This window comes from Aliikangiella marina, from assembly GCF_007004765.1.
Classification (GTDB): Bacteria; Pseudomonadota; Gammaproteobacteria; order Enterobacterales; family Kangiellaceae; genus Aliikangiella; species Aliikangiella marina.
Genome location: NZ_VIKR01000001.1, coordinates 1,114,353 through 1,133,257, shown reverse-complemented (window position 1 = coordinate 1,133,257; position 18,905 = coordinate 1,114,353). Strand labels below are relative to the sequence as shown.

General features: G+C 40.8%; 20 protein-coding genes and 1 riboswitch. Of the genes, 4 read left to right on the top strand and 16 right to left on the bottom strand.

The window, feature by feature from the left end; genetic code table 11:
• Nucleotides 1–39: 39 nt before the first annotated feature.
• From FLL45_RS04995 to FLL45_RS04960, 8 genes are all read right to left on the bottom strand, one after another.
• The gene (locus FLL45_RS04995; protein WP_142940877.1) at nt 40–522 is read right to left on the bottom strand and encodes a low molecular weight protein-tyrosine-phosphatase; all 483 of its coding nucleotides are present in this window, start codon (nt 520–522) and stop codon (nt 40–42) included.
• Between the two features lie 12 nt (nt 523–534).
• The gene (kdsB, locus tag FLL45_RS04990) at nt 535–1,296 is read right to left on the bottom strand and encodes a 3-deoxy-manno-octulosonate cytidylyltransferase (RefSeq protein WP_142940876.1); all 762 of its coding nucleotides are present in this window, start codon (nt 1,294–1,296) and stop codon (nt 535–537) included.
• Nucleotides 1,289–1,480, bottom strand: coding sequence for a Trm112 family protein (locus tag FLL45_RS04985; protein ID WP_142941162.1), 192 nt, complete (start codon nt 1,478–1,480; stop codon nt 1,289–1,291). Before FLL45_RS04985 ends, kdsB begins: the two co-directional genes overlap by 8 nt.
• Entirely contained in the window at nt 1,480–2,499 is a 1,020-nt protein-coding gene (lpxK, locus tag FLL45_RS04980; RefSeq protein WP_142940875.1) for a tetraacyldisaccharide 4'-kinase, read from the bottom strand. The genes FLL45_RS04985 and lpxK overlap by 1 nt, the downstream gene beginning before the upstream one ends.
• Before the next feature lie 3 nt (nt 2,500–2,502).
• On the bottom strand, nt 2,503–4,251 hold the full coding sequence (gene msbA, locus FLL45_RS04975) for a lipid A export permease/ATP-binding protein MsbA (RefSeq protein WP_142940874.1): 1,749 nt from the start codon (nt 4,249–4,251) through the stop codon (nt 2,503–2,505).
• Nucleotides 4,248–4,661 (bottom strand): ExbD/TolR family protein, encoded by a 414-nt coding sequence (locus tag FLL45_RS04970; protein WP_142940873.1) that lies wholly within the window; start codon nt 4,659–4,661, stop codon nt 4,248–4,250. Before FLL45_RS04970 ends, msbA begins: the two co-directional genes overlap by 4 nt.
• Nucleotides 4,662–4,693: 32 nt before the next feature.
• Complete coding sequence (locus tag FLL45_RS04965) at nt 4,694–5,314, bottom strand: MotA/TolQ/ExbB proton channel family protein (protein WP_142940872.1); 621 nt, start codon at nt 5,312–5,314, stop codon at nt 4,694–4,696.
• A 147-nt stretch (nt 5,315–5,461) separates the two neighbouring features.
• Nucleotides 5,462–7,741 carry a DNA internalization-related competence protein ComEC/Rec2 gene (locus FLL45_RS04960; RefSeq protein ID WP_142940871.1) on the bottom strand — a complete coding sequence of 760 codons (2,280 nt, stop codon included), beginning with the start codon at nt 7,739–7,741 and terminating at the stop codon, nt 5,462–5,464.
• Nucleotides 7,742–7,976: 235 nt separating this feature from the next.
• On the opposite strand from FLL45_RS04960, the gene FLL45_RS04955 reads away from it, so the two are divergent.
• The gene (locus FLL45_RS04955) at nt 7,977–8,516 is read left to right on the top strand and encodes a DUF2062 domain-containing protein (protein WP_142940870.1); all 540 of its coding nucleotides are present in this window, start codon (nt 7,977–7,979) and stop codon (nt 8,514–8,516) included.
• A gap of 16 nt (nt 8,517–8,532) precedes the next feature.
• Here the strand turns inward: FLL45_RS04955 and bfr (FLL45_RS04950) are convergent, their stop codons facing one another.
• Nucleotides 8,533–9,000: a bacterioferritin gene (gene bfr, locus FLL45_RS04950; RefSeq protein WP_142940869.1), complete on the bottom strand. Its 468-nt coding sequence runs from the start codon at nt 8,998–9,000 to the stop codon at nt 8,533–8,535.
• 31 nt (nt 9,001–9,031) lie between these two features.
• On the bottom strand, nt 9,032–9,496 hold the full coding sequence (gene bfr / locus FLL45_RS04945; protein WP_142940868.1) for a bacterioferritin: 465 nt from the start codon (nt 9,494–9,496) through the stop codon (nt 9,032–9,034).
• A gap of 158 nt (nt 9,497–9,654) precedes the next feature.
• Between bfr (FLL45_RS04945) and FLL45_RS04940 the strand changes: the two genes are divergently transcribed.
• Together FLL45_RS04940 and FLL45_RS04935 are read left to right on the top strand one after the other, a co-directional pair.
• Nucleotides 9,655–9,870: a bacterioferritin-associated ferredoxin gene (locus tag FLL45_RS04940; RefSeq protein WP_142940867.1), complete on the top strand. Its 216-nt coding sequence runs from the start codon at nt 9,655–9,657 to the stop codon at nt 9,868–9,870.
• 285 nt (nt 9,871–10,155) lie between these two features.
• The gene (locus tag FLL45_RS04935; RefSeq protein WP_142940866.1) at nt 10,156–10,479 is read left to right on the top strand and encodes an ArsR/SmtB family transcription factor; all 324 of its coding nucleotides are present in this window, start codon (nt 10,156–10,158) and stop codon (nt 10,477–10,479) included.
• 89 nt (nt 10,480–10,568) lie between these two features.
• Here FLL45_RS04935 and FLL45_RS04930 read toward each other — a convergent pair whose 3' ends face one another.
• From FLL45_RS04930 to FLL45_RS04915, 4 genes are read right to left on the bottom strand one after another with little or no spacing between them, the layout of a single operon-like run.
• Nucleotides 10,569–10,778, bottom strand: coding sequence for a YgaP family membrane protein (locus FLL45_RS04930; protein ID WP_142940865.1), 210 nt, complete (start codon nt 10,776–10,778; stop codon nt 10,569–10,571).
• Nucleotides 10,779–10,794: 16 nt separating this feature from the next.
• Entirely contained in the window at nt 10,795–12,150 is a 1,356-nt protein-coding gene (locus FLL45_RS04925; protein ID WP_142940864.1) for a hypothetical protein, read from the bottom strand.
• A gap of 10 nt (nt 12,151–12,160) precedes the next feature.
• Nucleotides 12,161–13,024 carry an outer membrane lipoprotein-sorting protein gene (locus FLL45_RS04920; RefSeq protein WP_246075761.1) on the bottom strand — a complete coding sequence of 288 codons (864 nt, stop codon included), beginning with the start codon at nt 13,022–13,024 and terminating at the stop codon, nt 12,161–12,163.
• A 39-nt stretch (nt 13,025–13,063) separates the two neighbouring features.
• Complete coding sequence (locus FLL45_RS04915; protein ID WP_142941160.1) at nt 13,064–15,589, bottom strand: efflux RND transporter permease subunit; 2,526 nt, start codon at nt 15,587–15,589, stop codon at nt 13,064–13,066.
• 250 nt (nt 15,590–15,839) lie between these two features.
• Between FLL45_RS04915 and FLL45_RS04910 the strand changes: the two genes are divergently transcribed.
• Entirely contained in the window at nt 15,840–16,235 is a 396-nt protein-coding gene (locus FLL45_RS04910; RefSeq protein ID WP_142940863.1) for a rhodanese-like domain-containing protein, read from the top strand.
• Between the two features lie 178 nt (nt 16,236–16,413).
• On the opposite strand, the gene FLL45_RS04905 is transcribed toward FLL45_RS04910, so the two are convergent.
• On the bottom strand, nt 16,414–17,208 hold the full coding sequence (locus FLL45_RS04905) for an HDOD domain-containing protein (protein WP_185964334.1): 795 nt from the start codon (nt 17,206–17,208) through the stop codon (nt 16,414–16,416).
• Between the two features lie 238 nt (nt 17,209–17,446).
• Nucleotides 17,447–17,529, bottom strand: a riboswitch (cyclic di-GMP riboswitch).
• 268 nt (nt 17,530–17,797) lie between these two features.
• Nucleotides 17,798–18,892, bottom strand: coding sequence for a hypothetical protein (locus FLL45_RS04900; RefSeq protein WP_142940861.1), 1,095 nt, complete (start codon nt 18,890–18,892; stop codon nt 17,798–17,800).
• Between the last annotated feature and the right edge of the window lie 13 nt (nt 18,893–18,905).

The following is an 18,905-nucleotide window of genomic DNA, read 5'->3' as shown; positions in this document are numbered from 1 at the left end:
ACTCCGATTAGATTGATCGATTGCACATGAGTGAGTTACCTATTTCACGCTTAATTGTTTAATTAAACCATGTGAAGCGTCTTCAATTAAATCAATGACTAAATCAAATCCTTTTGCACCACCATAGTAAGGATCAGGAACTTCTTGATAGGCCGCTTGTTGTGAATACGTTAAAAATAATCTAATTTTATCAATGTAACATTCATTGCCGGTCTGTACCGCCAAATGTTTCAAGTTGCGATAATTTTCCCTATCCATTGCAATAATAAAGTCAAACTCGTGAAAATCGCTTTCTCTCACTTGTCTCGACAAAATCTTACTAAGATCATAGCCTCTGTTCTTAGCAGCAGATATTGCTCGACTATCAGCATGCTCACCGGCATGGTAGCCCGTGGTTCCAGCAGAATCGATTATTAGTTGATTATCCGGATGAGCTTCTTCAACGAGTTTTCTAAACACACCTTCTGCAGTCGGCGAGCGACAAATATTCCCCAAACAAACAAATAATACTGAGTGATTCATTGTATTCCTTAATTAATTTGAGGTTAAAGACGCATAATAAACGCGGGCCTTTTCAAGATCTTCAGGTGTATCGACTCCTGGAGGTGGCATCTCAGTTAAGGGTGATATTGCTATGCTGGCACCGTTTTCTAGTACTCGCAGTTGTTCTAGTGATTCCGTCTTTTCTAATTTACTTTGTGGCCAATTAATAAATGACTTTAAAAATGACTTACGATAGGCGTAGATCCCAATGTGACGATAATAACTGCTAGCTAACGGCTTGCCCCTCTCTACTTGTTGATTTCGATTGTAAGGAATCAACGAACGTGAAAAATAAATCGCTTGGCCCTGAGTATTAAATATCACTTTAACCGCATTTGGGTCGAGCGCTTCATCAGCCGTTTTTATTGGGCAACATAGAGTCGCCATATTAGCGTTAGTGTCGAGCAAAGAAGCAACCAGTCTAATATTGCTTGGAGGAATAAATGGTTCGTCGCCTTGAACATTAACGATGCTGTCTTCATTTGCTAAACCGATAATTTCTGCAGCTTCAAATACGCGGTCACTTCCAGATGCATGATCAGCCCGAGTCATTACCGCTTGATAACCGGCGCTTTCAACAGATTTTAAAATCGTATGATCATCTGTAGCCACAGTGACAGTTTTGGCACCGCTGAGTTGAGACTGTTCGCAAACGTGGTGAATCATCGGTTTGTCACCGATAAGTTTAAGCGCTTTGGCTTCTAGGCGTGTTGATTGAAGCCTCGCAGGAATGATCACATGAAAGTCAGCCATTGATTTCATCCAACTGCGCTTTAGTTAAGCTGGTCGCTCTATCGGGAATTAGCACCGGTATCTCTTCGTCAAAAGGAAAGCTTAAACGATCAAACTTACAAATTAATTGTTTTTCGTCTTTCGCTAAACTGAGTTTACTGTTACACAAAGGACAAACCAAAATATCGAATAGATTTTTGTCCATCATTGTCTCCTAATTTTCCGTTTGATTGATGCAAGTAATTTTGATGCTTGTAGATCATCCAACTTCATCCTGACGGTAAGATAATACCAATTATCTTTTGCGAATGATTGACATTTACCGGCATCTTTTTCGGTCATAATGATTATATCATCGTTCATTTCCGCAAAGTCTTGCATCTTAAAGGTATGGTGATCTTGAAACGAATAGCGCTTTAGCTGTTGGCAAAGCGGGTTAAGTGTATTAAAAAAACGCTGTGGATTACCGATACCGCAAACGGCATTAACCGATTTGTTTTTTATATTGGCCAAAGAAACTGATTCACCTGTTTTTAAATGTATTAATCCGCTCACTTCTAATTTGATATGAGAAAATTTATCTTGGAATTGTTCAAGTTGAAACAGCGCTTGCTCTCCCCCATTTTGAATAATGTAGTCAACTGAATTTAATCGACCGATAGTTTCTCTCAAGGGCCCAAAAGGAAGACAGAGTTGATTGCCGAATCCCCGCTCACCATCGACAAGAAGTAACTCAAAGTCTCGAGCCATCTTATAATGTTGAAGTCCATCATCGCTCAAAATTATATCGGGAGCGGATTTCTTGATTAGCAATTCGACCGCTTTGCTGCGATCTGGCCCGATAACTATCGGCAACTCGAGTTGCTTTTTAAGCATATAGACTTCATCACCGACAGTCTCTGCGGTATCCGAATCCGTAACCCAGAAAGGAAAATGCGCGGCTTGGGCTCGATATCCTCTGCTAACGATGCCGACTTTGTAGTTGTTATTGGTTAGTAATCGACTTAAATAAGCGATAGCGGGAGTCTTACCGGTACCTCCGACTGTGATGTTACCAACAATAATAACCGGTACCGACATGCGTTTTGATGGTTTGATGCCTAGTTGATAGAGTTGGCGTTTTAAAACCGTGAGTAAGAATAGACAAGCCGATAGTGGCCATAGTAACCATTTAGACCAATGGTTACTGTACCAATATTTTTCTATTGATGACGCTGCTGACATCCACTATTCATCGCTAAATTGGGTGGAATGAAGTTTAGCATAAGTCCCATTGAGTGCGAGAAGCGCCTGGTGTTGACCTTGTTCGACGATTTTGCCTGCATCCATGACAATAATTTTGTCAGCATTTTCTATGGTAGATAAACGATGAGCGATAACTAAAGTTGTTCGGTCTTTTGTCAGCGCTTCCATTGCGGCTTGAATATGACGCTCAGACTTAGTATCTAAAGCCGAAGTAGCTTCATCCATAATGATCAAGGGAGCGTTCTTATAAATCGCCCTCGCAATCGCTAACCTCTGTCGTTGCCCACCTGAGAGTTTAGAGCCATTCTCCCCGACTAAACTATCAAATCCTTTCGATAGTTTATCGATAAATTCCGAAGCATGGGCTTTTTCTGCAGCATCAATCAGTCGTGCTTCATCAATGGTTTCTTGGCCATAGGCAATGTTGTCCTTTACAGAGGTATTGAATAAGGTCACTTGCTGTGACACCAATGCGACATTGCTTCGAAGCGAGTCTAGCGTAAAGTTTTCAATGGATTGGCCGTCGAATAAAATTTGGCCGGAGTCAGGCGAATAAAACCGCAGTAACAAATTAGTTAAGGTGGATTTTCCAGAACCAGAATGACCCACCAGCGCAACAGTCTCGCCCTGATTGACATCAAAAGATACATCATCAATAACTTTTCGATCTGAAGACTCGTAACTAAAAGATACGTGGCTAAACTCGATTTTCTTTGGCATTGATGTTAACTCTGCTAATCCGGAGTCAATTTCTTTTTCAAGATCAATTGTCGCGAATATATCTTGAGCGGCTGCTAAGCCTTGTTGAATGACACTATTTAAGTTTGAAATATTTTTAAGAGGTTTAAATACGAAACCCATCATCAAAAACATTGCAACAAATTCGCCCGACGAGAGTGAACCATCTTCAAATAAAAACACCGAGTAATACACTACTAGTGACATTGCAATGGCTGCGATTAACTGAATTAACGGAACACTTATCGCTCTGGTCAACATAAACTTTAAGTTTTGCTGGCGATTGCGGTTGACCACAGCATAAAATCTTTTTTTCTCATAGTCTTCGCCATTAAAGGTTTTAATCACCTGAAAACCTTCAACGATCTCTTGAGAGGTTTGCGTAACATCTCCCATCGCATCTTGAATGTTTTTGCTGACGTTTTTAAAACGCTTGCTAGTAACCGCAACGAGCACAGCAATGATCGGTACGCCGACAAAGTAGATACTTGCCAATCGCCAGTCTGTCGAGAACATATAAACAATGGCAAAAATTATCGAAGCGCCTTCTCTTACCAGCTTGGTAATGGCTTCAGCGCTAGCATTAGCTACTTGCTGAGTGTTAAAAGTGACTTTAGAAATTAGTTTTCCTGCGGTTGTTTCATCATAAAACCGACTCGGTAAAAACAAATAAGAATCAACTAATTGGTTTCTGAGTTTTTGTACGACTTTCTGTCCGGCCCATGCCATACAGTAATTAGAGACAATGCCTGCAAATCCTCGTACCGTGAATAGTCCTAAAATAACTAATGGCGCCATGCGCATAATATCGAGATTATTATTGACTAAACCTTCATCGGTTAAAGGTTCGAATAAGGCAATAAACCAAGCGTCCATCGCAGCATAAATAATATTACCGAGGATAGCGATGATTAATACAAGGCGTAAATGACTGACCGTGAAATATTTGACTAGTCGCTTGAACGTTCCTTGTTCAATTTTTTCTTTGCTCATTGCTCGGTTCTCTGGGTCGCCATTTTAAAATTAGTGATACCCATTTGCGATGTTGCATCCATCGCAGTAACAACCGATTGATAGGCTGCATTTGCATCAGCGCTGATGATTACTGGCACATTTTTATTTCGTTCATAGATTGGACGAATTGCTTTTTGAATGGTGTCAATTTGCGAATTAACTAACCCTTTGCCGTTCACAAACATTCGTCCCTCCTTGTCAATACTAATTTCAATGACTTCAGGATCTGAATCCATCTGCTCGACATCAGCTTTTGGTAACTCGAGTTTTATTTGAGTTTCTCGAGTAAAACTCGTAGTCACCATAAAAAATATCAATAACAGAAACACCACATCGATGAGCGGTGTTAAGTTAATTGTGATTTCACTCTTTTTAATTTTTTTGAGCACTTATGTTTCCTTCAGCTAAGTTTAACGTAAACTTAACTTTTCAAAGTTTCTCTTTCACCATGAAGCACTTCAACCATTTTGAGCGCTTCTTGCTCCATCTCTGTCACCAATTCTTCCACGCGTCGTTCAAAATGACGGTGGAACATTAACGCAGGTATCGCTACCGTCAGACCGGTTGCAGTAGTAATTAACGCCTCTGAAATACCAGACGCTAACGCGTTTGCATCACCCGTTCCTTGGACCGTGATGACGGTAAATACGTCAATCATACCTAACACGGTCCCCAGAAGTCCGAGTAACGGAGTAATCAACGCAATGGTACCGAGTGTGTTGAGATACTTTTCTAAACTTAATATAGCGTGCCTGCCCGCTTCTTGAATACTTTCTTTCATTGTCTCTCGGCCATGCACGTGGTTGACTAAGCCGGCAGCGAGTATTTCGCCAAGCGGAGAACTACTTTTGAGTGTTTTCAGCCTATTTTTGTCAAGTTGATTGTTTTTTATCCACGTCCAAACCTGTGCCACTAGGTGTTTAGGCGTAATTCTTGAACGGCGTAAACTCCACCCTCTTTCAACGCAAATTGCTAAGGCTGCGATTGAACAAAGAAGGATTGGAAACATTATCCATCCACCGGCTTTAAATAATGCGATCATACAGAAAAACTACCTTATGTTAATTGTATTACCCGTTGAGGTTTAAGCTAAGAGAATTGTAACTAGGCGGAAGATATAATCAAGAAATGAACTCTTCAAATGCGCACTTTATCCAGAAAATTCAAGCATCGTGCAGATATTAACCAGCTATCGCCAAAAATGAGGGTGTTCTTCTCGCATACTGCTGACTTCAAGGCCTCCTGCTTGGTCGATAGTAACCTTTATCGCTCCGTCTCGATGAGTTATCCAAACCTTACTACGCGCTTGCAAATAACGCTCAACAACAGACTGTTTGGGAAATCCCCATTGATTGTCGTAGCCTGTTGAAAAAATGACATGTTTGGGCGATGTGTGTCGAACAAACCACCAAGTAGAGCTCGTTTTACTCCCATGATGAGGGGCAATGACGACATCGTAAGCTTCTATTCCACGAGCAATTAAACGGTTTTCCGCGCTTTTCTCAATATCCCCTGGCAACAGGATACGAAAACCGTTAACCGTGATTGAAAGAACACAGGAGCTATTATTGCCTTGCCATTGATTATTCGGGTTATGTTGTAAGAATTTGAATTTAACGTCTCCCCACTGCCAGGGCCGTTTGTGATGACAGTTTTCGCTTGAATACGAATCAAGTGGTTCGCCGCTAATAATTGTTTGTGTGTCTAGCGAGTTTAATATCGCGCCCAGCCCACCGGCGTGATCGGCATCTCCGTGACTGACCACTAAACGATTGATTGTATTAATCCGCATTTTGTTCAAATAAGGTATTACACTGGACTGCGCAGTTGCATGCGCGCTGTTTCCCCATCCAGTGTCATACAACAGGCTTCCCTGGGCGGTGTTCACAAAAATGGCTAGACCTTGACCGATATCAAACACCCACATTTCAAACTTCGGGGGGATGCTTGGTTTATTCTGATACAGTAAAATGATCACCAAGCCAGCAAATAGGGGTGATTTTGATAAACTTTTCTTTGGAAATGCTGAAACGAGCAGCAAAACAAAAAAAATCATCAGAACAACTGAGTTAAAAACGAAGGATAGGCTTTTGGGATTTAACTGTGCAGTTTTAGATTGAACCCAGGTGGTTAAAATTAACAGATAGTCTGCTAGAACAAATATGAATTTTGCAAATTGCTCGCTAAAAATTGATAGCATTCCTCCAATATAAAGTAATGGCGTGGTAGCAAAACTAGTGAGCGGAATTAATAAAATATTGGCTATCAAGGCGACCCAACTAATAACCTCAAAAAATAACAATCCTATCGGAATCATTGCCAAATAGAGGTACCAATTAACCGATAGCCACGACCATAATTTGTTGCGAGGACTGATACTTCGATTAACGACGATCGCAATCACTAAAACAGCACCAAACGATAACCAAAAGCTCGTTGCTAATGGCGCAAAGGGATCTAAAATTAAAATTCCGATTAACGCGAGTCCAATTGTGCTGGATAACGAAAGATATATTCCCGTTTGTCGTGCGCCAATAAACAACAATAACATCAATAGTGCTCGTTGCGCAGGCAGACCCATACCACTCAACAAAACAACCATTATCGCTCCGCACAGTGAAGCGATCTGTGCTGCTTGATAAGCAGGAAGCATGCGGCACAAGGTTGCTGAACGTTTCCAAAGGAAATTGATTATCCAGTAACTCCATAAGCTCGCGATACCAACATGCAGACCTGAAATAGCGAGTAAATGCGAAGTCCCGGTTTGCTGAAGTAACTGCCACTGACTGGGTGATATTTCATTTCTTTCGCCCAGCAGCAAAGCGAGCATTAGTGGCCTTTGAGGGCTTTGCGGAAGCACCCCTTCCAAATGCTCAAAAACAGATTGTCGCCATCGATGAAAACGACTCGCAAGACTAGTGCCTTCCATTAGACTTGCTTCTGTCTTTACCGAGGCAGTTGCAATAAATCCGTTACTGATTAACCATCGTTCATAATCAAAACTTGCGGGATTAAGTTTTGAGTGGACCGGTCTTAACTTGACATTAAAACGCCAAAATTGACCCGCTTTGGGTGTTGTACTGGGATCAACTGCATACTTTCCCCAACGGACTTTTACCCGGTTTCTGCTTAAGTGACTCAGCGGTTCCGAGTCAATCGTTTTTGCACAAAAATCAAATTGCCACGATTCAATCTGGTAAACAGGAATACTGCAAATGTAACCTGTTAATTTGCTCGACTTAGGTCGTTCAACTATTGCTTGTGTTTGCTCAGCCCAAATCACAATATTTAAGGACGACCATAGCAGACCTAGTAAAAATGCAATGAATAAGCGATTAGTAAATCGTCTTACATAGCAAAACACAAAAGTAGCTAAACTAGCACTCAGCAATAACAACGCCTGTCCTTGACTATCAATAAACCAGAGACTCGTGCACCCCAATAGAAACCCCATTCCATAGAAAAACAACTGCAATTCCTTTAAGTAACAATTTAACGATTGTCATGATCACCGAACTAAAAACCGATTTGATTTTTAATTAACACCTAAGATAAAACCTGGATCTAGACAGGCTGGTTCGCTTCAAACAGGCGATTTGTTGGTCTCGTAATAATTTCCTAACATTAAAAGACTTACATTTCAGTGAATGTGCCGCTACAATTGGCCCACTTTTAAAACCCACCGTTTATCAGCTGTTAAAGTCATGGCGAGAAAAATCATCAAACGCTATTTGCCTGATCCTGATTCGATTAAAGACAATCGATTCCTCAAGGTATTCGGCAAGCTTATCCATGACCCACAACTCTGGCACCTCACGCGCTTTTCGGTCGGTCATGCGTTTTTAGTCGGATTATTTTGTGCCTTTATTCCGGTTCCCTTTCAAATGCTACTAGCAGCAGGTGGCGCCGTTATTTTCAGGGCTAACATCGCAATCTCAGTGGCATTGGTGTGGGTTACCAATCCATTGACTATGCCATTTATTTTTGGCTTTGCGTACCTAGTGGGCGTATGGACGCTCAGAGAAGAATCGACGGAGTTTCAGTTTGAGCTAAGCTGGGATTGGCTATCCAGTAATTTATCAGCAATTTGGGAACCGTTCTTGTTGGGCTGTTTGATATGTGGAACAGTTGCAGCGCTACTTGGTTACGCTGGAATCCGCTTGTTTTGGCGCTTGCACGTGCTTAGCGCATGGCAGGAAAGAGTCAAACGCCGCGAAAAAATCGCGGCAGATGAAGACAAATAAAGAATAGTCAAAACACTTAAATTTGGCTCTGAAGGTAGTTTTCTAGGCCAGTTTTGTCGATTAAGCCTAACTGTTGCTCCAACCAATACATGTGATCTTCCTCTGTATCTGACAGAAGTTTCAGTAAAATCTGGCGAGAAACGTAGTCTTTCTCTGACTCACAGACAGCAATCGCTGTTTTAAGTTTGGCGGCGACTTCGTACTCGTAGTCTAAATCGTTTTGAATCATCTCAGGCACATTTTTACCGATTCTTAATGGAACCCTTTTAGAGAGATCAGGGATTCCCTCTAAAAACAAAATTCGGTCGATTAAAAACTGCGCATGTTCACGCTCTTCTTCCGCTTCATGAGAAATTCGCTCTTCGAGCTTTGTGTAGCCCCAGTCGCCATACATTCGGGCATGAACGAAATACTGATCAAATGCGCTAAGCTCTGATTCAAGTAAATTCTGTAATTGTTCGATAACTTTTTGATTACCTTTCATTTTTTAGTCCTTACTACTTTGGTAGGCTGATTTAAGATGCAGATTGAAGGTAGTTTTCAAGTCCCATCTTATCAACTTGATCGATTTGGGCTTCAAGCCAGTCAATTTGTTCTTCAACTTCATGTAAGATTGATTCTAAGCACTCTCTACTGATGTAGTCAGCTTTCGCTTCGCAGCTTGTGATTGCCGAAACGAGAGATTCCCTGACTTCATTTTCAAACTTCATATTACAATCAAGGATTTGTGGTACGTCCTCGCCGATGTACAATTTTCCGAGTGCCTGAAGATTCGGTAAGCCCTCTAAAAAGAGAATCCGCTTCATTAACTTATCAGCGGCTTTCATTAAATAGATCGAGTAGTCGTAGTCTTTCTTTTTAAGCGTTTCAAATCCCCAATTCTCACACATTCGAGAATGGAGAAAATATTGATTGATCCCGGTTAAAAGGTAGGTCAATACTCCATTTAGCTCAGCGTTTATCGATTTATCACCTTTCATTTTAAGACCACCTAAATTGGTTAACTAGTTGAATAGAAAAAGATTATACGCATATTTTTAGTTAAAGATAGATTAAAAAATGACGAAAAACCCGACTAAAGTGTTGACTTAAATGAGAATGATTCCTATAATCACTCTCATCAAGATTTGAGGTAGTTATGTACGTTTGTATTTGTAATGCTGTAACCGACAGCGACATAATCGAAGCTAAAAATAATGGCCACACCAAGCTCAAAGACATCACTCGTCAGCTCGGTGTTGGAAATTGCTGTGGACGTTGTGTAGAGACGGCTAAAGAGATATTAGACTCTCATGTTGGCGTGCAAAAATATGTCCCTAACCTAAGCGGAGCGCCTCAGTTAGTTCCGGCTTAATTTCAATGGTAATCAATATGATTTACCAATAAAAATGATTCCGGATAAGCTTTAGACTCTCTCCCTTCAAAAAAATTTTTTTTAGACATTTTTTAGTTTTTTTCGTCATCCAACAAAAATTATCTTAAAAATAACACGACAGCGACTCATACCGACCTTTATTTCGATTTAATTGGCCTCAACCTAGCGCTTTAGACAAGACTAAATCCTTAATCGCTTTTGTTGCTAGACAGCTAATTAACTTTTTATTACATTAACCGGTATATCAATTACTGTATAAGATGTATGAATCAAGCAGCACAATCTTGTCGCGAGCGCGACCCACAAGACCTTCGTCAACATGCAGATGAGGCAACCCGCCAATTGAAGGCGCTTGCAAATGTCAATCGATTGATGATTTTGTGTATTTTGTCGGAAGGTGAATTATCGGTTACTGAGCTGAATGCAACTATCGATTTATCCCAATCGGCGCTATCTCAACATTTAGCCAAGTTACGGGCCGATGATTTGGTTGAAACACGAAGGGAATCGCAGACGATCTATTATTCCATCAAACCGGGTGTCGCGAAGAACATCATTTCTGTGTTACACGACTTTTACTGCGCGTAACTTTCAACCCTCGGCTAATACATTATGTTTTGTTAGACAGATAGCAGTTGACAACAAATAGCTCGCTCCTTGAGCAATCGATTACCTTATTAAGCGCGAAGATCTTTTAAACTCTGCAGCTTGAAGACTTTTTTAAAGATAATTGCGGCTGGGCAGAAACCCGTAAATGCGCTCTGTAATAGGTTAGCCCCAATGAAAACCGTAAACCAATAAAAAAGTGGGTTGACCCACAGTGTTAACGCGACAGACACGAGTACCATAAATCCGGCAAAAGCCATCACTGCATTTTCTAAAGCCATAATCAATCTCCTCGCTTTAAAATGAATAGTTAATTCTGACAAATGCATTCGAGTTATCTTGCATTTGCGCTAAAAATGTTGAGTCTTCCTTACCGTCGATTAAATTAAGTCCCAAAGTCAGTTTTAAACTGTCGCTGTAGGAATAGCGACTGGAGTACCTGAGATAGTGATCATCATCACTCGGTGAGTAAAAAACCATTAATGAGTTAGTTAATGTTTGTTGAAGCGCTAAATAAGTGAACCGAGCGGTCAACATGGTTCGATTTTCGTCGGGTATTACCTGCCCCATCAAAGCATTTTCAACTAGGCTTTGATAATCAAGTATTCTCTCTAAATAGGCTTGGGTTGCTAGTTTTAGGTTGGGAACAAGCTCGGTGTCGTAACCAACTAGCAATCGAAACTGACTATTGCCAATAAATGGATTATCGCCGCTTGTATCTTCATCACTACGATAATAAGATGTCTCAAAGTTTAATATTCCACCAGCCGCAGGTAGGCTTAAACTAGCACCAACAGCGGTCATCTCAGCAAAGCTGAGCTGGTTATCCGGTAAAACCTTAGTAGGCGATTTAAAGTAACCTGAATAAGCATAAACTCCCCACTCCAAAGAGTTCACAGTCGAAAATAATCGTAATGCGACTTCTGGTTTTTGAGGCTCTAAAAAATAGAGAGGTGGCGATGGTTGCGTAATACCAAAACCCGGAATAAAGAAAGATAAACGATTACCATTTGGAACGTTATCCGGTGTAAAGTTTGGTAGTAAGGCTACTTCAAAATTGACTGCAGAATAGACACTTAATCTGATTGCATCAACGGCAGGTTTAAGATATTTATCTTCTCTTCCCGAAAAAAATGATTGCCAATCCTTGGCGAATAGATCATTTAAAAACAATAAGTCGCCAGTCCCCCATGTGATTACTTGACGCCCAATTTTTAGATCGACTTGTGATGCAATTGACGTCGATAGATTGAAGTCTCGGGTCACAATTTCGGTTTCATTGAGTAACCAATCCTCTAATAGGTCGAATTCGAGATCAAAACGATAATCATCATTTTGATATTGATAATCTAAGGTATATCTAAACTCGTTGAGAACTTCATCATTGATATTAATAGCATCTGATTGTGTGATAGTAGCGTATCCGACCGCTATCTGCTGTAAAAAGCTATGGGGTGAGTCGGCCGCCCATTCATCAACCCATTCATCGCTCCATCCTTCCTCTAATTCTTCGTCTAACGTTTGGTCTGATTCTGTCAATAACGCGCTAGATTCAAGCGTGGCTAAAGAATCAACTTCTAGAGTTGCTCGTGCCGAAAGCGAGCTGCCGATAACGCTGGCGAAAAAGAGAGTTAATAAGGATACGTGTCTCATCGTGTACCTATTATTTTTTCTTTCTTAACCACTCGACTGGCGGCTTACGTAAAGAGCGCTCAGAAAATACATCCTCTGGAATACCTAAGTCGTAAACGGCTTTTCTAAACTCTAAAGTGGTGTACGATTGATCAGTCAAGTCTGTCACCTTCGCTTTAAATACCGTAGGTATGTTTTGTACTGTCTTAATGTCGAGAGCTTCGATAAGACGAAAGGCCTTACCTTGTTGATCATAATATTCAATTTTAACGGGTAAGAAATTTTGTTTATCAATCCAGGTTTTATAGGATGCAAATTCGACGCTTTGAGGATCTTTCGGCGTATGACTCAAAACATATTGCGATTCAGTTTCTTCAATGAATTGATGATTATCTGCTTCGGTTGAACGCCCAGAAACATCTTCATAAAAGTAATGAGCACCGACAAAACTCGTTCTTTTATCCCCAGCTGATATACGTTTGACCAAGTCTAGCGCGGGTAAATAAAGCCATCGATCATCCTCGCCTTGGGGTTTTTTGTGAACCATAAAAACAGTCCCCTTGACGTCATTGGGACGAGAAAAAATTACCAGAAACTTTTGGCGCCCGCCTTCTTCGATATCTTTTCTTAATATTGCAAATTGTCGAACCTGTTGCCGACCATTAGCATCAAATATTTTCATCCTTGCCATAGTTCGACCATCACTACCACCATAGTAGGCGGCTAAACTCGATTTAGCGACGATGGTATTTACATCGATTCCCGCTGATTTTTCTGCTTCCAAAGCATAACTGCCATTAGAGAGTGTCCCGCCTATCGAAACCAAGATCAAAGCGATGAAGGTTTTCAAATATGCTTTCATTTTTGCTAAAGTGACATGCATAAACTTGTTCATGTAATTCAATCCTCTTGTATTGATTTACGTTGTTTAACTTTATTTGGCTACCTTAAAAAGAATGCCTTTTAACAGAGTAAAACTAGCGGGCAGTACCAAGATGGTAACTAATGCGGAAACCGCCATAATCGCAGCCAAAAATGCACCCACGGTTATATAAGGCACTAACGGAGCAAGGAGTAACGGCGTGAATCCAAGTGCAATGACTAATGCATTTCGAGAAATAGCTCTTGCCGGTTCTTCGAACATCAGTTTCATCGTTGTTTGCCAGTCTTGGTGTTCCTTAAAGTAAGCTCGAGTCCGTTCGATAAAATGAATCGCGAAATCAACAGAGAGCCCGAGCGTTAATGCGGATAAAACAGCAATCGGCATATCATAATACTTACCCATCCAACCAATCATACCGTACATAAAAATGATTGTGATCGATAAAGGTAACATCGCCAGTAAACCAAACAGCAACGACCGAAATAATATAACCATCATAATAAAAACAATCGCAAAAGCGCTGACTAGACTATCAAACATACCTGCGACCATTTTGTCCTGCCAGATCAAATTTAAGTAAGCTTTTCCGGCCCAATTCAGTTCAATATTTTCAGGTAATGGATTATTAGCCACAAAACCCTCTACAGACTCAATGACAGCTTTCATGTCTTGATTGTCGCCACTGGTCATCTGCAACCAAATAAGAGACTTGGTATAATCTGGGGTGACAAAATGCCATAAGTCTTGAGGACGATGAGAGGATTGAAATTGGAGCAAGGTTTGTGCGACAGCATTTTGTGTTTCAGGGATCGCATAGTCGCTGTCAGATCCACTGCGTAGTTCGCGGTTGACTGTTTTTACTAAATCAACCACTGAGTTCGATTTTCCGACTAACGCCGTTTCTAGCAAGTAACTTTGTAGCTTTTCAATATAAGCCAAGTTTCTTGGCAGTGTAAACTGTTTCAGATTCGCTTCTGACTCATCAACAACGCTTTGAATTTGCTCGAGCACTAATATACCGCTATCTGATTCATCAAACAGTAGATCGTCGACAACTTGATTCAACTCTTGAATACTCAATGATTGTGCGCCTTTAGAGAGAATGGTTTCAATCGCATTAATTGATTCTGGTGATAGGCTTTGATTGAGCTTCGCTTGCTGGACTATCGAGATCACCTCGCCATACAAGCCCCGAATTAAGTCTTCCCTTCCGGTAAACTCTAACACCAGATGAGCATCATAAGTCCCCGCGAAATGATGGTTTAGAACTCGGTCTGCAACTCGTATTTGATGGTCAGACTTAAACCAACGTACCGGATTGTCATTTATTTGAATTTTACTAATACCGACGATTGAAATAGCCGTTACAACTAAAGCAACAATAATAACGAGTTTATTTTGCGCAATACTAAACCCACCCCAAATCGGTAAAAGTCTCGCGAGGATACTTGGCTTTCGATCCGCTGATGACGCTGAGTGAAGTTTTTCCTGCATGTTGCGTAACGCGATGTCATTCATGCGAGAGACGTAAGCCGGAATAAACAATATAGTGACCAAAAAAGCGAGCAATATACCCAACCCAACGTAGACGCCAAAAATCTGTACTGGCGGTATTGGCGTTAATGCGAGTGAGAAGAAACCTGCTGCACTCGTTATCGATGTAAACAACATGGGCTGAAACAGGTGCTGAGTCACTTTTTTAATTTCGGCTTTTGCATCACTTCCTGGTTTATAGCGATCAGCAAATTCAGACATTAAATGGACAGAATCGACCACAGCAATAGGCATCAAAAATATCGGTATCATCGAGCTCATGATATGTACGGTAAAGCCCATACCAATCATCGCACCCATCACGATAATTACTGTCGCCATTGCCACTATCATGGGAGCAACGACTAGACTTGCACTTCTAAAAAAATAGAGCATGAGTAAGTAGATAACCGCCGCCGCAGCCGGTGCTGAAATTCCCATTTGAATAAACATTTCTACACCAAAGGTATCTTCTGCCACTGGTAACCCGGTTATATGGTACTCATTTGCATTGGAGAGTTGCTCAATGAGGACCTGTATTGCTTGACTAATTCGGTAGCTTTCATCTTTATTTTCAATAGGAACGTAAATTGTCGCCGCTTTCTCGTCTCCCGATACGAGACTATTGACGACGAAAGGCAGTCGTCGAGTTTTCTGTTGTAACTCTATGGCGCTTTGTTCATCCGTGGGTGCTTTTGCCATTAACCATTCAAAACGAATCACGCCCTCGCCTGCTTGCTCGATGTTATCAATGGTTGATATGGCGTTAACATCTTTAACAATAACCCCTTCGATCTGCTTGATCTCATCGGACAACACTTTAAGATCTGCCAGTGACTGTGGATTGAAGATTGTCTCACCAGTTTTGGCGACGGCACCAACAACGATGAGGTCACTTAATGCAAATTCTTGCTTGATTTGATTGTGATAAATTCTCGCTGGTTCATCACGAGAGAGCATATTCTCCGGGTCAGTGTCGACTTTTATTAAGCTGATTAAAGCGCCTATTGAGAGCGTAAATAGTACGAGCCCCCAGTAAATCATGAGAGGTCTGTTAAGCGACAATGCAATGATACGATTCGCGAACAAGGTGGTAGCCCTTCTTTAAGTTAAAAATCTGCAAAATTATTTCATTCGCGTCTAGTTTAGGTTATTATCCATATATTAGCAATATCTAATATATTATTTTTAACTATGCTATTAATAGGCAATTCAACAAACTATTGTTTCTAGGAAAAGCGTAAGTTTGATAAACGATGCGCTATATCTGACAGTCAAAATGAGGGACACAGACATGCTTTCACCAATTGAACTTGTAAAACAAGCTAAATCAGTTATCAAAGAATGCAATCACCAAGATTTATGCCAAGCAATTGACAACCGATCGCTGGTCATCGATGTGAGAGAACCCGATGAATATACTCAAGGATACATCGCTCATGCGATTAACGCGCCGCGAGGGCTAATCGAATTTGCAATCTTTGACCACCCAAGAATTAAGCCGGCAATGCAAGAAAATCCCGCGGATACACCAATATACCTCTATTGCAAGAGCGGCGGGCGTTCAGCACTGGCGGCTGAATCTTTACAAAAATTGGGGTTTAATAACGTCTTCTCGCTGTCAGGCGGTATACAAGCTTGGGAGTCCGCGGGTTTTAAAATAAACACCGAAGATAGTTACCACTACTAAGGTTGCAGTATTACTACTAAGATTGTTGTCCATCCAATGAGTTACTTACTTGATGAGAATCGTATGATCTGATTACTGGCAACTTTAGTTCCCCCTCTTGTGGAGATGCGTTTTCCTTTGCAGGATTTCGCATCTCTAAACGATGCAAGAAAGCATGCGGTGACTATAGGGGCTCGCTTTAGCCTCCGAGATTTCTAATGATGGATGTGATTCTTTGCTTGGCATCTGCAACAAATTGAAGACTTTGCTCAGGCGAAGTATGCTGGTTGAGCATTACTTTTTGAAACGACGGTACACTACTTAGCTTCGGTAACTGTAGCGCCTTTTTATAAGCAAGGTAGGTGTGCAGTTTAGCGACTTGAACGATATCGACTAAATTAACCTCGGAAGAATCGTTATAAGACCAATTGTCTCTATTGCGAACCACTTCAATAAACTCTTCACCGAGTCCCCATTCCTTTACAATACCTGCGCCCAAGGTCGCCGCATGACTGTCAAACAGGACTTCCATTGCTTGGTCATCATTGATGAGTTCGGGATAGTCGCTAGCTTCCGAGATAAGCGAAAGGCAGCCAATGTCTTGCACTAACCCAGCCAGTAGCGCTTGTTCAGGATCAACATCAGTATCGATATTTTCTGCAATGACACTTGCTACTGAGGCAGTATGAGTACTGATTTCCCAGCTTCTCTGCAACCAGGCTTGCATCGAGCGTTTCTTACTTTTAAATAATGAACGAATAGCATACAGGCGCGCGAGATTACAGGTGTTTTCCATACCAAGCCGACCAATCGCTAAATTAATATTAGTGACTTTGACATTACCGCGATACTGAGGCGAGTTTGACACCTTTAACAAATACCCACAAAAAGCAGGGTCAACTCTAGCTGCTTTACCAAGACTGGAAGCATCTGATTCTGGGCGCGCAGCAATTTGTTTTATCTTGACACAAATTGATGGCAATGAAGGTAACATTAGTTTACCTGATACAAGTTCTTTGTGAACGTGTAAAAGTATTGTTGTTTTGCTCTTTGAAAGCGCCTCACAGTTCATAAATTGACTCCAACTTAACATACAATTGAAATTGCTTACTAAAATCAACAGTAACAATTTTGTTTAAGAATAACGGTCAGCAAATTGGTTATCAGAGGGAGGCTATCGAGGTTTCAATACAGATAGGCGGTGTTGCGTCTTTACCCACACAGTAATTCGACCTGGTAGTCCCGCTGTCATAGGTTGCCCGTTAGACCGGTAACTTTGCGTCACCACCTTTCAGTGGTTTTGCCTTTTTCAGACTTACTTGTAGTTAAGAATCCATTCAACTCGGAAAACTGTGCCACACATCACAGCATCATGTAAACAGTTATGTTGGGAGTGATAAAGCTAATTAGATATTAATCTCATTAGCCAAACAAAGACGCGCAAGCTACCTAATTTTTAACCAAAAATATCTCATTTCTTTTGAGGATATTAAGATCCACCGGTACTATAAAAAACAACCATAAGTAACTTCTTGCTTATGCAATAAATAAAGCAACATCTTCTCTATTCTGCATATTTTCGATTATTTCAACTGGACTAGACGCTCTTCAACAAACTCATTGCCTTTTACAAAACGTTTTAGTTTGTGCATAAAAAGCATCGTCATTCTATCCATATAGAGCTTCTCTGCTGGTTTGAGGTAGTTTAACTCCATTAGCCGGGCTTTATAGGTTTTGTAGGTGTCAAATCGATCCTTTAAATAGGCTGATACGGCGATGTAGTGAAATAGCTTTGCTTTTTCTAAATCGCTCGATTTATTATCACTTAATATTTCCTCTAATAACGCGTTGCCTTTAAACCAGTCAGAGTCGTTGTCACTCTGGAAAAACTGAAATATTTTTTTTACCTCAGCAGAACGATAATATGCACCCGCCGGAAATTTCGGCTGGGATGTTTTTGCTGCATAAGTAAACGCTTGAATTTTTGCCATTAACAAAGCCGATTGCTCAGTTTCTTTTAGAGCGTTAAATTGGCTCATCGTTGGGTTTCGAGCGTAAAGATTAAAACCTCGAGTCATTAAATTCTTTGTTTCACGGACGCCAACTAATTCAAGATGTTTTGAGTAAATTTCACGTAGTTGAGGTTGACTCACTAGCTTCGGATAAATACATTCCACGCCATTTAAATAGTAAAGGGCTAAGTTCTTATCCTGGATTAATAATTGCGGAATAATCTTGACTGTCGGTGCACAATGAACAATTGATTCCAAGTATAAATTATTCATTAGTTCTTTCTGATTTGGAAAAACCTCTCTTACTTTCTTAATCCGATCAATACGAAACTGTAAGTCTGAGCCCTTATTACTCCCTAGCGTGTTAGCCCAATAAATAAATTCCGCTTCACCATAATAACCAAACTTGCCACTATAGAGGTTCAGTGCCATAAGCCGCGTAGCGCTTTCGCGCATTTTCGAATTACTACGCGGCGAATAAATAATTTTTTCGAGTGCATCTTTTGCCGCTTGATAGTTGGGCTGACCTTCAGTGGGGTTCATCGATTGCTTATATACTTGAAAATCCGATAATACCGGCGGATTAGATCCACACCCTAAATTAAAAGCGATGACAAACGGTAGCAAAACTTTACTTACTAATTTAGTTATCTTTAAGTATTTCATTTTATCGTTTCTT